At 54.5% G+C, this 13,258-nt stretch carries 12 protein-coding genes; 1 reads left to right on the forward strand and 11 read right to left on the reverse strand.

Features of this window, described 5'->3' with window-relative positions; all coding sequences use genetic code 11:
* The first annotated feature begins 62 nt into the window (after positions 1–62).
* On the forward strand, positions 63–842 hold the full coding sequence (gene elyC / locus ACWWFX_RS13035) for an envelope biogenesis factor ElyC (protein ID WP_473223982.1): 780 nt from the start codon (positions 63–65) through the stop codon (positions 840–842).
* Here the strand turns inward: elyC and ACWWFX_RS13040 are convergent.
* The 11 genes from ACWWFX_RS13040 to loiP form a co-directional block, all read right to left on the reverse strand.
* Positions 819–1,712: a YcbJ family phosphotransferase gene (locus ACWWFX_RS13040; protein WP_473223983.1), complete on the reverse strand. Its 894-nt coding sequence runs from the start codon at positions 1,710–1,712 to the stop codon at positions 819–821. The two genes, elyC and ACWWFX_RS13040, sit on opposite strands and share 24 nt — an antisense overlap.
* 140 nt (positions 1,713–1,852) lie before the next feature.
* Positions 1,853–2,599, reverse strand: coding sequence for a 3-deoxy-manno-octulosonate cytidylyltransferase (gene kdsB, locus ACWWFX_RS13045; RefSeq protein ID WP_113857358.1), 747 nt, complete (start codon positions 2,597–2,599; stop codon positions 1,853–1,855).
* The gene (ycaR, locus tag ACWWFX_RS13050; RefSeq protein WP_015965089.1) at positions 2,596–2,778 is read right to left on the reverse strand and encodes a protein YcaR; all 183 of its coding nucleotides are present in this window, start codon (positions 2,776–2,778) and stop codon (positions 2,596–2,598) included. Before ycaR ends, kdsB begins: the two co-directional genes overlap by 4 nt.
* A 53-nt stretch (positions 2,779–2,831) precedes the next feature.
* Positions 2,832–4,061, reverse strand: coding sequence for a winged helix-turn-helix domain-containing protein (locus tag ACWWFX_RS13055; RefSeq protein WP_473223984.1), 1,230 nt, complete (start codon positions 4,059–4,061; stop codon positions 2,832–2,834).
* A 41-nt stretch (positions 4,062–4,102) separates the two neighbouring features.
* Positions 4,103–5,083, reverse strand: a complete 981-nt coding sequence (gene lpxK, locus ACWWFX_RS13060) for a tetraacyldisaccharide 4'-kinase (protein WP_473223985.1) — start codon at positions 5,081–5,083, stop codon at positions 4,103–4,105.
* Positions 5,080–6,828: a lipid A ABC transporter ATP-binding protein/permease MsbA gene (gene msbA, locus ACWWFX_RS13065; protein WP_276217967.1), complete on the reverse strand. Its 1,749-nt coding sequence runs from the start codon at positions 6,826–6,828 to the stop codon at positions 5,080–5,082. The genes lpxK and msbA overlap by 4 nt, the downstream gene beginning before the upstream one ends.
* Before the next feature lie 36 nt (positions 6,829–6,864).
* Entirely contained in the window at positions 6,865–9,132 is a 2,268-nt protein-coding gene (locus ACWWFX_RS13070; protein WP_473223986.1) for a ComEC family protein, read from the reverse strand.
* A gap of 238 nt (positions 9,133–9,370) precedes the next feature.
* On the reverse strand, positions 9,371–9,655 hold the full coding sequence (ihfB, locus tag ACWWFX_RS13075) for an integration host factor subunit beta (protein ID WP_015965094.1): 285 nt from the start codon (positions 9,653–9,655) through the stop codon (positions 9,371–9,373).
* 153 nt (positions 9,656–9,808) lie between these two features.
* Positions 9,809–11,482 (reverse strand): 30S ribosomal protein S1, encoded by a 1,674-nt coding sequence (gene rpsA / locus ACWWFX_RS13080; RefSeq protein WP_276217972.1) that lies wholly within the window; start codon positions 11,480–11,482, stop codon positions 9,809–9,811.
* Between the two features lie 114 nt (positions 11,483–11,596).
* Positions 11,597–12,280, reverse strand: a complete 684-nt coding sequence (cmk, locus tag ACWWFX_RS13085) for a (d)CMP kinase (RefSeq protein WP_015965096.1) — start codon at positions 12,278–12,280, stop codon at positions 11,597–11,599.
* 174 nt (positions 12,281–12,454) lie between these two features.
* Positions 12,455–13,222, reverse strand: coding sequence for a metalloprotease LoiP (loiP, locus tag ACWWFX_RS13090; RefSeq protein ID WP_456145134.1), 768 nt, complete (start codon positions 13,220–13,222; stop codon positions 12,455–12,457).
* Between the last annotated feature and the right edge of the window lie 36 nt (positions 13,223–13,258).

The raw sequence follows: 13,258 nt of genomic DNA on the forward strand, positions 1-13,258 counted from the left end.
AGCTATCTGGTGTAATATCCCTGCGTTGATCCACTTAGATGGTTAAAAAAGGACCCATTCAGATGCTTTTTATGCTGAAAAAGTATATTGGCGGGATGATGTTGCCGCTGCCGCTGCTGCTTTTACTGACGGGGCTAGGATTATTCCTGGTTTGGTTTACGCGTTTTCAGAAGACGGGCAAAACGGCGATCACCCTTGGCTGGCTCCTGATCCTGCTGTTAAGCCTACAGCCTGTTGCCGATGGGTTACTGAAACCTATTGAGGATAAATATCCCACCTGGCGCGGCGAGCAACACGCTGAATATATCGTGGTTCTGGGCGGCGGATACACCTGGAATCCGGCGTGGGCGCCCAGCTCAAATCTCATTAACAACAGCCTGCCGCGCCTGAACGAAGGTATTCGACTGTGGCAGGCGAATCCGGGATCAAAAATGATCTTTACCGGCGCACGCGCGTTGACCAACCCGGTCAGCACCGGTGAAGCCGGCGCGCGGGTGGCGGAAAGCCTCGGCGTGCCGCGAAGCGAGATTATTGTCCTCGACACACCGAAAGATACCGAGGAAGAAGCCGCCGCAGTGAAAGCGGCGATCGGCGATGCGCCGTTCCTGCTGGTAACCTCTGCGTCGCATCTGCCGCGCGCGATGATCTTCTTCCAGCATGCAGGGCTGAATCCGCTGCCAGCCCCCGCCAACCAGTTGGCGATCGAATCGCCGCTGAACCCGTGGGAGAAAGCGATCCCGTCCCCGGTCTGGCTGATGCACAGCGATCGCGTTGGCTATGAGACGCTCGGGCGAGTCTGGCAGTGGCTAAAAGGCATTTCAGGAGATCCAGGGCAAGAGTGATTTCGCTGCCAGATCAAAATTCTCGCGGTTAAAACGCCCGGTATTCACCAGCCGGGCGACTTCATCCCACAGCAGGTATAGCCAGCGTCGCCAGAGGAACGATTCCGCCACCGGCGCACGCTGAAGATAGCGCCACAGCAGGCCTTCCGCATGGCCGCTTTCGGTCAGGCGAAACAGTTCAAACTCCCGTGGCGCCCACAGCATGGCCCCTGGCCCCACCATCGCCAGCAGCTGGTCACTACGCGCATCTTTCAACATGCTGCGTAGCGTAAAGTTACCGTGAATCAGCACGCAGTTGTCGTTAAAACCCTCGAACAGCGCGGGCAAGCACTCGCGGGTACGAAACAGAATACGCTTATCCTGCATCGTTAAGCCGGTATTTTGATAAAGATTGAGCGTTCCCCACAGCACTTCGACACGCTGGCGATACCAGTGCGGCCACAGGTTTTCCTGAGTGCTGTCGACAAACCCGACCAATCCGCCGCTATCCTGACGATGCCAGGCCAGCAAGCCTTCAACAATCTGGTCTTTAAGCTGTTCCCAGCGTTCCGGAGTACGCGCAGGTGCTTCGACCGGTACGCCGCGCAGGCGTTCCAGCAGCAGGACATCCGGGCCGGGATGTTCTTCGTGGGTCATGACGCCGTAAACGACAGGCATTCGCACCGTGCCGCTGCGGGCAAGCATCGAGATTTTCCATGCCAGCTGACGGGCAAGGCCGGGCGTAGTGAAGCTTCGGGCGAGTAAAGGTAGCGGATTGCCGTGGGCGTCATACAGTGACCACAGCGCGGTATCAGCCTTCTCATTGATACATTCCACCCGACTGAGTTTTTCCCCCAGAAGGTGGCTTAGTTCGGCGCGCAGTTGTTCCATTTCAGGTTGCCCCCATAAAAGCTACTGCTTTTATAATGAGCATATGCAAGGCAGATGTCACCGGATAAGATCAAAACTGTTACAGAAAACAGCAGAATACGCAGCGGTAAACGGCCCCCACGGATGCAGGGGCGAGAGGATTACTTCATTTCGGCGCGAACGCGTTCCAGATCTTCTGGCGTATCGACGCCCGTACCTGGCACTTCCTCGGCAACGGCAACGTGAATTTTTTCGCCGTACCACAGCACACGCAGCTGCTCGAGCATTTCAATCTGCTCAAGCGGGCTCGGTGCCCAGCCAACGTAGCGGCGAATGAATCCGGCGCGATAGCCGTAAATACCAATGTGGCGCAGCAGGGAATCTCCCACCGTCTCACGGCTTTTGGCAAAGCGGTCGCGATCCCACGGAATGGTGGCGCGGGAGAAATAGAGCGCATAACCCTCTTTATCCATCACCACTTTTACCGCATTCGGGTTAAACGCTTCTTCCGCATTGTCGATAGGCACTGCAAGCGTGGCCATTCCGGCTTTGCTGGCCGCGAGGTTTTCCGCCACCTGGCGAATAATGACCGCCGGGATCATCGGTTCATCGCCCTGCACGTTCACCACGATGGTGTCATCGCTGAAGCCGCATTTCTCGACTACTTCAGCCAGACGCTCGGTACCGGACTGATGATCGGCACGGGTCATGCACACTTCGCCACCCGCCGCTTCTACAGCTTTCGCCACGTCGGCATGGTCGGTCGCGACGATGATGCGATCCGCACCTGATTCACGCGCGCGTTCCAGCACATGAACAATCATCGGCTTGCCGTTTATATCCTGTAGCGGTTTACCCGGCAGGCGCGTGGAAGCGAATCGCGCCGGAATAATAACGACAAAACTCATGGTCTGCTCTCTTCTGCCGCCAGCGGGCGCGCTTCATGTTCTAACAGAACCGGGATCCCATCGCGGAACGGGAACGCCAGGTTATCAATCTTGCAAATCAGTTCCTGCTTATCCTGGCTGTAGTAGAGTTTGCCGTTACAAACCGGGCAGGCGATAATTTCTAATAAACGGTGATCCATGGTTCCTCCTGATGCACCGGGTAGGCCTCGATGCAGCATATCATAGTGCCATCTCAGGCAACGTCAATTTCCCAGCCATCCCGCTGATGCAAAAAGAGCTTTTCCGGCAGCCGTTGCAGGCGGATCCGGTTAGCGCCTTGCCAACGGGCAAAATCATCCAGCGCCTGTTTCAAGCCTTTTTCCAGCGAGGCGCTCACGCGAGTCCCCTCCTCCAGATAAAGCGCAAAAATTTCCAGGACGCCCTCTTTTCTGTGCATTTTACTGTCGATGCGCCCCACCAGCTTACCCTGATGCAACAGCGGCAATACAAAATAGCCATACTGACGCTTGGGTGCCGGGGTGTAGCATTCCAGCCGATAGGTAAAATCAAAAAATTGTTCCGCGCGTTTGCGATCCCAGACAACAGGGTCGAAGGGAGAAAGCACGGCGCTGTGCGTGGCGTTCAGTTTGCCCTCCGCCGCCAGCGCAAGTTGGGGCAGCAGGTCGGTGTGCACCCACATCTCGCCCAGTTGCTCAACCTGTACGGGCACCACCTGCTGCGCATCGTGCCAGCGTTTGAGTAGCGCGGGAAGATTCGGCTGACGCAGGCGATAGTAATCTGCCAGCCACTGCGGACGAAATATTCCCAGGCTGCGCGCGCTGTTTTCCAGCATTAGCGCTTCTGCGTCTTCCTGAGAGAGTGCGTGCAGTTCATCCTGCCAGCCTGGCATCACGCGATGCGTGAGGTCGTAGACGCGCTGAAAGTTGCGTCGCTCCACCACCATCACCTTGCCTGCGGTAAACAACCCTTCCAGATGACGTTTGTGCGGTTTCCATTCCCACCAGCCGCTTGCGCCTTTGCGCGGGTGGACAAAATCCGCAGAACGCACCGGGCCATTTTCAGCAATATGCGCGATAAGCGCGTCGATCTCGTCAGCATGCTCAGCCATCCACTCCGGATGGTATTTCCAGCCCATATTATGCGGCGAGAGCATTTTGTGACGAACCAGCGGGAAATCCGAGCGAGGCAGAAAACAGGCTTCGTGCGCCCAGTATTCCATCAGTTCGCCACGAAGCAGCGCGTCATCCAGCCAGCTTTGCGGATAAGCGCCAAGGCGACTGAAGAGAACAAGATAGGGGCTGCGGGCGACAACGTTAATGGTGTCGATTTGCAGCAGTGACATGCGTTGAATAGTGGCAAGAATATCCGCCGGTTTCGCCTGACGCCGTGGGCGTTTGAGTAACCCCTGCGCAGCCAGATGGAGATGACGCGCGGCGCTGAGGGTCAAGTGCAACTCTGACATGTCACATCCCCGTATTCCGCCCGCGCGCCTTACCGTTTCGGCTATTGTTGCGCCAGAGCGACCAGTTCCTGAAGTAAACGTTGCGCCCGCTCGCCGCTCAGTTCGGCATCAACCGGCAGATACCACCAGTTGGACTTAGCAAACGCGCGGCATTTCACCGCATCCTTTTCGGTCATGATGAGCGTTTGCCCCGGCGCAGTTAGCGCCTCGACATCCGTAAGCGTCAGCGCCTGATGATCGGCCAGTGCAACGGTTTTGACCGGTTGCAGGCCGCTGCTTTCAAGCGTGGCAAAGAAACGAGGAGGGTGACCGATACCGGCCATCGCCACCACATTATGCAGTTCAGGGAGCGCCAGACGTTCGCCGGTCAAGAGATTGACCGCCAGACCGGGCTTTAGGCGCATCGGGATTTCTCCCGCCTGCGCTGTGCCGCCATTGGTAACGATCGCATCGACCGATTTTAGTCGAGACGCACGTTCGCGCATCGGCCCCGCGGGCAGCCACCAGCCATTACCAAAACGGCGAACGCCGTCAACGACGACAATTTCTTTATCCCGCGCCAGTCGATAGTGTTGCAGGCCGTCGTCGGTGATGATGAGTTGTACAGGATGCGCAGCAAGCAGCGCTTTGACCGCGTCCGAACGAACAGGCGATACCGCTACCGGCGCGCCCGTGCGCTGGAAAATAAGCACCGGTTCATCACCGGCCTGGGCGGTGGTGGTTTCCGGGTCCAGCAGCAGCGGATACGTCTCCGCTTTACCGCCATAACCACGAGACACCACGCCAACGCGAATGCCCCGCTGCTGGAGCTGTTCGACCAGCCAAATCACCACCGGCGTTTTGCCGTTACCGCCCGCCGTCAGGTTACCCACGACGACAACCGGCACCGGAGCGTGCCAGGTCTTTTTAAGGCCCAGCTTATAGCTCAAGCGGATAAGCCCGCTCACCAGGCCGTAAAGCCAGGAGAGCGGTAACAGCAACAACCAGAGCGGTGATTCGCCCGACCAGATGCGCGCTATCATTCGCCAAATTGCATCTTGTGCAGTTGTGCGTAAACGCCGCGATGAGCCAGTAGATCCGCATGGCTACCGCGTTCAACGATACGACCATCTTCCACCACCACAATTTCGTCAGCCTGTTCGATAGTGGACAGACGGTGCGCAATCACCAGTGAGGTACGGTTTTTCTGCAGCTCATCAAGAGCCGACTGAATCGCACGTTCTGATTCCGTATCCAGCGCAGAGGTGGCTTCGTCAAGAATCAGGATTGGGCTGTCGCGCAGCAGCGCACGGGCAATGGCAATACGCTGACGCTGACCGCCGGAAAGCAGCACGCCGTTTTCACCGATAACCGTATCCAGACCTTGATCCATCTTATTGATGAAGTCCATGGCGTAGGCCATTTCCGCGGCTTTTTCGATCTGCTCGCGGCTGAACTCTTCGGTACGCGCATAAGCAATGTTATTGGCAACGGTATCGTTGAACAGGTGAACGTTTTGCGATACCAGCGCAACCTGATTACGCAGTGACGCCAGGGTGTACTCACGCAGGTCATGCCCATCGAGCAGAATTTCGCCCTTGTCGATATCGTAGAAGCGGGTGATCAGGCTCGCAATGGTTGATTTACCTGAGCCCGAACGCCCTACCAGCGCCACCGTTTTGCCTTCCGGAATCGACAGGTTGATATCGCGCAGCGCAGGCGTTTCACGGCCAGGATAGGTAAAGGTGACATTACGGAACTCCAGGTCGCCTTTTGCACGTTCAACCACGCGAGTACCTTCGTCTTTTTCCTGCTCGCTATCGAGGATAGCAAACAGCGTCTGGCAGGCAGCCATCCCGCGCTGGAACTGCGCGTTGACGTTAGTCAGTGATTTCAGCGGGCGCATCAGGGCAATCATGGATGAGAAGACCACGGTGATAGTACCGGCAGTCAGGGTTTCCATGACGCTTGGGAAGCTTGCAGCATACAGGACAAAGGCCAGCGCCAGAGAAGCAATCAGCTGAATGATCGGGTCAGAAATAGAAGACGCAGAAACCATTTTCATGCCCTGCAGACGCATCTTATTGCTGACTTTATCAAAGCGTTTGGTCTCAACCTGCTGACCACCGAAAATCAGCACCTCTTTGTGCCCTTTCAGCATTTGCTCTGCACTGGTGGTCACCTGCCCCATCGTGTTTTGCATATTTTTACTGATGTTACGGAAGCGCTTAGAAACCACACGGATAGCAATTGACACAATCGGCGCCAGCACGATGAGGATCAGCGACAGCTGCCAGCTGTAGTAGAACATCATGATGAACAGACCGATGATCGATGCCCCTTCACGCACGACGGTAATCAAGGCGCTGGAAGAAGACGATGCTACCTGCTCAGAGTCGTAAGTAATACGAGAAAGCAGCGTACCGGTGGATTGCTTATCAAAGAAGGAGACGGGCATCCCCATCATGTGACTGAATAAGCGGCGGCGCACGGTCATAACGACCTTGCCGGAAACCCAGGAGATGCAATAACTGGAGATATAACTGGTGATCCCCCTGAGGATCATCAGACCAATTACCACCAATGGCATCCATAACAGCACTGACCTGTCCGTTTTACCAAAACCATCATCCAGTAATGGTTTGAGGAGCGATAGCATAAAGGTATCACTGGCTGCGTTGAAGATTAACGCAACCGCAGCCACAATCAGCCCTGCTTTAAATGGCGCAATAGTCGGCCAGAGTCGGCGGAAGGTCTGCCACGTGGAGAGATCTTTGTCGTTCTGCATTCAAAAAACCAGCTTATGTTGAAATAGCCGCATATTCTACCCGTTATCCTGCCCCTCGCCAAACCACTGATGATACCAACGAGGTAAAAGTTGATCGCGTAAGCCTTCTATTTTCCACTTATTGGTGAAAAAAGTGACCGTAATCTGCCCCTGATGCGGGGTGTCGAACCATGCATAATTATGCTGTTGATAGCGCGTCTTCACTTTCGCCGAAGGCAGACGCCACGCGTTATAGCGGGATGCGGAAGCCAACGCGGCTTGCCCGTTAACCTGCTGTAATAATGCGATGCCTGACGAGGTATTACTGCCATGATGCGGCACCTGAATAATTGTAGACCTAAGATACTGCCAGTAATGGCTTTGCATGGCCATTTCCGCCGATAACTCGATGTCGCCAGTCAGCAAAACGCTATTTTTTCCATCATCGACACGAATAACACAGGAACCATTATTACCGGTTTGTCTGTTTGCTGATATCGGCCAGAGCACCCGAAAAGATAATCCCTGCCATTGCCAGGCGTCACCACGAAAACATCCCTGATGCCCTTTCCAACCTAAAGGGCTTCGTACCCAGCTTTTCGGCCAGGCATTATGCAGGCTGTCAAAACCGCCTCGATGGTCCAGATGCTCATGGCTCAGGATAATCCCCTCCGGGGTCAGATTACGCCAGCGCAGCCAGGGAATAATCAGTTGCGTTCCGCTATCGCCTCCAGGCCACGCCAGCCCGGTATCATAAACAATCGCCTTATCATGTCGCGAAATCACAATGGAAAGCCCCTGCCCCACGTCCAGCATGGTGACCTGCCAACGGTCGTTGGGCGTCGAACGCCACAAGGGAAAAGTTAACAGTGCTACGCCAGACAGATAGAGCGCAGGATAAGTACGCCAGCCGTGAAGACGCCAGACGATGATCAGCATCCACGGAATGAGCGTTGCCCACGCCCAGCGCGAATCCACGCTTAGCCAGCCATCTGGCAAGCTACGCAGATACGCAAATACCCATCCCATAACCGTGTCAGCGCAAAACCAGACCACCGTCTCAAGTGCCATTGGCCCGCTCAGGTGAAGTAACATTCCCAGAAGCACCAACGGCACGACCACAAACGTCACCACCGGTACCGCCAGCAAATTCGCCACCAGCGAAGTGGTGCTCACACCATGAAACAGAAACACTTGCATGGGCGTCAGCAAAAGCATCAATCCCAATTGCAGGTAGAGCATTTCTTTCAGGAAACGCAACGGCGCACGCCCTTTCCAGCGCGGCGGCGGCACCCACTGATACCAGAAAATTAGCGTGGCTACCGCGAAGGCAGAGAGCCAAAGGCTGTCGGACAACACCGCTAATGGGTCAATGAATACGATAGCCGCGATGCAGCACAGCCATACGTCCCAGCCACGCCATCGCCGCCCGGATAGCCGCAGCAGCGTCCAGATCCCCCCTGCCACTACCGTGCGTACCGCGGGAGGCTGTAACCCGGTGAGCCAGGCGTAAAGGAAACTGCAGACTAATGCCCCAACCAGCGGGAGACGCCAGTTAATAAAGCGGCACGGCAGGAAAAACTGTAACGCGCGAATAATCATCCAGCCCAGCGATGCGCCCAGCGCGATATGTAACCCGGAAATCGCCATCAGATGCGACGTTCCGGTTTGCTGCATCAGCCGTTTTATTTCCGGATCAACGCTGAGACGTTCGCCAAGCCCTAACGCCAGCAGCACATCGCACCATCGGTAGCCTGCAAGAGAGACCCGTAACGATGCCAGAAACTGCGCTCGCAGGCTGCATGCTGCATCCAGCGGCGTAGCATTAATTAACCGCCCGGTGAGCGGCTGATGCTGTGCCAGCGCGTAGCGTTGAGAATCAAACCCGCCGTCGTTGAGCTGGCCGTGCACGGCACGAGCGCGAATCGTCATCGCCCAGCGCTGGCCTGCACAGGGCGGCTGTGGCAGGTAGTTGCCATACAGCGTAATGACCGGTGTCGGGAAAAGCCGCTGCCCGTTGAAACGGGTAATGTTCCCCTGATGCGTGGTTTGTCCGTCAGTCTGGCTAAGCACTATCTCGACGGCCTGATTTTTTCCGGGAATACGCAGCGCGGGCAGTTGCACCTGCCAGGCGGCCAGCACGCCCCAGCAAAAAAGTAACCCCACAATACACAGCATGCGCACACCCGGTTTCGGGCATATCAATGCTAACAGGCTAAGAACAACAATTGCCGCTTCAATGACCGGCAAAGGAGGAAGCGCTGGTAGCCAAAGCAGAGGGATTACGCCCAGCATCACACAGCAGGCAAACAGTGGTACACGCATCAACACCTCCTTGTTGTGCCGAGTGTCGCGCGTACGCCATGCCTTGTCGTGGGGCAAAAGAAGAAGCGTCGAGGCGTCTTCCAGACAATGTTGAGTTTGCAGCAAACGGCAAAGGGTTTTGCGAGGAGGATTCAGAAAGCGTGGGGAATGACGGTGATGCTGGAACGCAAGAAATGAAAAAAGCACCCGCAGGTGCTTTTTTCGCAATCAAGTTAAGCCGTTAACGCACGGCACAAACTCAATCGTAAATGTTGGCGCGATCGCGCAGTTCTTTACCCGGCTTAAAGTGCGGCACATATTTGCCTTCAAGTTCCACTTTATCGCCAGTCTTCGGGTTACGCCCGGTACGTGGTGCTCGATAGTGCAGGGAGAAGCTGCCGAAACCGCGGATTTCAATGCGCTCACCCTGTGCGAGGGTTGAGGCCATATGCTCCAGCATCTCTTTTACCGCATCTTCCACTGCTTTTGCAGGGATGTGAGATTGCTGGCTGGCAAGTCTTTCAATCAATTCTGACTTGGTCATAATTCCTCCGGTTTCCTTTCAAGGAAAATTAGCTAACAGCTTAAACAAGGGCGGCCGTAGCCGCCCTTTGTGCTTGATTACAGAACGAAAACCGTAATCTGTCAAGTAATCTCATGATTCTTCGGCTGATAATCAGACCGAAGAGTAAGAGAATTACTCGCCTTTAGCTGCTTTGAATGCTTCAGCCATTGCGTTGGAGAAGTTGCCGTCTTCCTGTTTGTTGTTAACAGTCGCGATTGCATCTTTCTCGTCAGCTTCGTCTTTAGCACGTACAGACAGGCTGATTGCACGGTTTTTGCGGTCAACACCGGTGAATTTAGCTTCAACGTCGTCGCCAACGCTCAGAACCAGAGTTGCATCTTCAACGCGGTCACGGGATGCTTCAGAAGCACGCAGGTAACCTTCAACGCCGTCAGCCAGTTCTACGGTTGCGCCTTTAGCGTCAACTGCAGTCACTTTACCGTTTACGATAGCGCCTTTCTTGTTCAGAGCAACCCAGTTGTTGAACGGATCTTCTGCGAGCTGTTTAACGCCCAGGGAGATACGTTCACGTTCTGCGTCAACCTGCAGTACAACTGCAGCGATTTCGTCGCCTTTTTTGTATTCACGTACTGCTTCTTCGCCTGCAACGTTCCAGGAGATGTCAGACAGGTGAACCAGGCCATCGATGCCGCCGTCCAGGCCGATGAAGATACCGAAGTCAGTGATAGACTTGATTTTACCTTCAACACGGTCACCCTTGTTGTGGGTTTCCGCGAACTGCTGCCATGGGTTGTTTTTGCACTGTTTCAGGCCCAGGGAGATACGACGACGTTCTTCGTCGATATCCAGAACCATAACTTCCACTACGTCGCCAACGTTAACAACTTTGGACGGGTGGATGTTTTTGTTGGTCCAATCCATTTCGGAAACGTGAACCAGGCCTTCAACGCCTTCTTCGATTTCAACGAAGCAGCCGTAGTCAGTCAGGTTGGTAACGCGACCGGTCAGTTTAGTACCTTCCGGATAACGTTTAGCGATAGCTACCCACGGATCTTCGCCCAGCTGTTTCAGGCCAAGGGATACACGGGTACGTTCGCGGTCGAATTTCAGCACTTTAACAGTGATTTCGTCGCCAACGTTTACGATTTCGCTCGGATGCTTAACGCGTTTCCATGCCATGTCGGTGATGTGCAGCAGGCCGTCAACGCCACCCAGATCAACGAATGCACCGTAGTCAGTGAGGTTCTTAACGATACCTTTAACTTCCATGCCTTCTTGCAGGTTTTCAAGCAGCTGATCGCGTTCTGCACTGTTTTCGGATTCGATAACAGCACGACGGGAAACAACAACGTTGTTACGTTTCTGGTCAAGCTTGATTACTTTGAACTCAAGCTCTTTGCCTTCCAGGTGCAGAGTATCGCGAACCGGACGAACGTCTACCAGTGAACCTGGCAGGAACGCACGAATACCGTTCAGCTCAACAGTGAAGCCACCTTTAACTTTACCGTTGATAACACCAACAACAGTTTCAGCGTCTTCGTAAGCTTTTTCCAGCGTGATCCAAGCTTCATGACGTTTAGCTTTTTCACGGGACAGCAGGGTTTCACCGAAGCCGTCTTCTACTGCATCCAGGGCAACATCAACTTCGTCACCAACCTGGATTTCCAGTTCGCCGGCTGCGTTTTTGAACTGCTCTGCTGGGATAGCAGATTCAGATTTCAGGCCCGCATCAACCAGAACAACGTCTTTGTCGATAGAGACAACAACGCCACGAACGATGGAACCCGGGCGGGTTTCGATTGTTTTTAAGGATTCTTCAAAAAGTTGAGCAAAAGATTCAGTCATGTTTAATCTTCAGGTTTCATATTTAACGTCCACCTGGCTCCGTGCCGGGTGGGGTTGTTTAACATACCCGCTGTCAATCCATTGCAACGGGGGTACTGCAAATTCGGTCGCGTATTAGGCGAGAGCCAACTTTTGGCGCGCGTATTGTAGCGCTTTTTCAATCACTTGCTCAATGCTTAAGGTGGTGGAATCCAACACTAAAGCATCAGCAGCCGGAACCAGCGGCGCCACGGCGCGGTTGCGATCGCGGTCGTCTCGTTCCTGTATCTCGGCCAAAAGGCGTTCAAAGTTAACACTAAAGCCCTTTTCCTGCAACTGTAGCATGCGGCGATTCGCACGCTCTTCCGATGAGGCGTCGAGGAAAATTTTTACTGGCGCATCAGGGAATACCACCGTGCCCATATCGCGGCCATCGGCGATTAAGCCCGGCGCTTCACGAAACGCGCGCTGACGGCGCAGAAGCGCTTCGCGAACGCGAGGAAAAGCCGCCACTTGTGAAGCGGCATTCGCCACTTCCTGGGTGCGGATTTCACCACTAACGTCTTCCCCTTCCAGAATCACTTCCAGGTTGCCTTCCGTAGAGACAAAACGCACATCCAGGTGAGCGGCCAGCGGAACCAGCGCATCTTCCGACGTCACATCAACGTGGTGATGTAGCGCGGCCAGCGCCAGAACACGATAGATGGCTCCCGAGTCCAATAAATGCCACTGTAAAGCCTCAGCCATCGCTTTACACAGGGTGCCTTTACCCGCACCGCTTGGTCCATCAATTGTGATTACCGGGGCAACTGCCGTCATCTTTATCTCCTTCAACACAAGGCGTATAGAACCTAAACGCGCGCATTATACGCATGTCTACGCCTGACAGTTACCTTTGTCTGCGAATTACGGAATTAACGCCAAAAATGGTAGGAATAGTGAACACTAATTATAGCGGGCTGGCACAGGGCCAGCCCGAAAGATGACAATGTTTTACTTTTTGTCAGAGGCGATACGTTCGCGGATATGCTGCGCACGTTCGGTTGAAGGCGGATGGGAATCAAACATCGATTTGGTGTGCCCGGAGTCCAGGCTTGCCAGTTTGTCGAAGCTGCCGACCAGGCCCTGGGTGCTGATACCGCGTTTTTTCAGCAGATCGTAAGAGAAGTCATCGGCTTCAGACTCTTTATCACGCGAGTATTTCGCATTAATGGCGCCTTCCGCAATATCGCCAAGCTGAGAACGAGAGAGCTGCGCTGCCACGCCGCTGGTTGCAGAGATAGCATCACGTGCGGCAACGATCGCATAAGATGCTTTCATTTCAGCCAGGGAGTGACCGAGCGCTACGTGGCCCAGTTCATGACCGAGAACGCCTTCGATTTCGTTGTCGTTCATCATGTCCATCAGGCCGCTATACACGCGCACACAGCCGTTAGCCATCGCCCATGCGTTCACATCGCTGGTCATGTAAACCTTATAGTTGACCGGCGTACCATTGATGTTATTGCCCAGCGCTTTGGCGATTTTCGCCAGGCGTTTGCTGTATTTGCTGGATGCGCCTGCCATTTGATTCTGGCTGTCCAGTTCCTGGCAGCCCTGATTGGCGATGGCTTTGGCATCTGCGTCATTCAGGGTTGCCGCTTTGTAAGCTGACATTCCTGAACTGATCGCCATGTTGGTGTCGATACCGTGGGTATTTTGACAGCCGCTGAGTAGCGTGGCGGAAACAGCCAGCGCCAGCAGAAGTTTAGTATTCTTCATGTGAATCATCCGTTGATTATATATAATTTATCTAAA

It is taken from the genome of Pseudocitrobacter sp. 2023LY-00077, assembly GCF_055796175.1.

Bases quoted from the DNA above. Each gene is read 5' to 3' on its own strand.
- ACWWFX_RS13070 (WP_473223986.1), bottom strand. From the start codon at position 9,132: ATGCGTGTACCACTGTTTGCCTGCTGTGTGATGCTGGGCGTAATCCCT.
- rpsA (WP_276217972.1), bottom strand. From the start codon at position 11,482: ATGACTGAATCTTTTGCTCAACTTTTTGAAGAATCCTTAAAAACAATC.
- kdsB (WP_113857358.1), bottom strand. From the start codon at position 2,599: ATGAGTTTTGTCGTTATTATTCCGGCGCGATTCGCTTCCACGCGCCTG.
- ycaR (WP_015965089.1), bottom strand. From the start codon at position 2,778: ATGGATCACCGTTTATTAGAAATTATCGCCTGCCCGGTTTGTAACGGC.
- cmk (WP_015965096.1), bottom strand. From the start codon at position 12,280: ATGACGGCAGTTGCCCCGGTAATCACAATTGATGGACCAAGCGGTGCG.
- ACWWFX_RS13040 (WP_473223983.1), bottom strand. From the start codon at position 1,712: ATGGAACAACTGCGCGCCGAACTAAGCCACCTTCTGGGGGAAAAACTC.
- ACWWFX_RS13055 (WP_473223984.1), bottom strand. From the start codon at position 4,061: ATGTCAGAGTTGCACTTGACCCTCAGCGCCGCGCGTCATCTCCATCTG.
- elyC (WP_473223982.1), top strand. From the start codon at position 63: ATGCTTTTTATGCTGAAAAAGTATATTGGCGGGATGATGTTGCCGCTG.
- lpxK (WP_473223985.1), bottom strand. From the start codon at position 5,083: ATGATAGCGCGCATCTGGTCGGGCGAATCACCGCTCTGGTTGTTGCTG.
- msbA (WP_276217967.1), bottom strand. From the start codon at position 6,828: ATGCAGAACGACAAAGATCTCTCCACGTGGCAGACCTTCCGCCGACTC.
- ihfB (WP_015965094.1), bottom strand. From the start codon at position 9,655: ATGACCAAGTCAGAATTGATTGAAAGACTTGCCAGCCAGCAATCTCAC.
- loiP (WP_456145134.1), bottom strand. From the start codon at position 13,222: ATGAAGAATACTAAACTTCTGCTGGCGCTGGCTGTTTCCGCCACGCTA.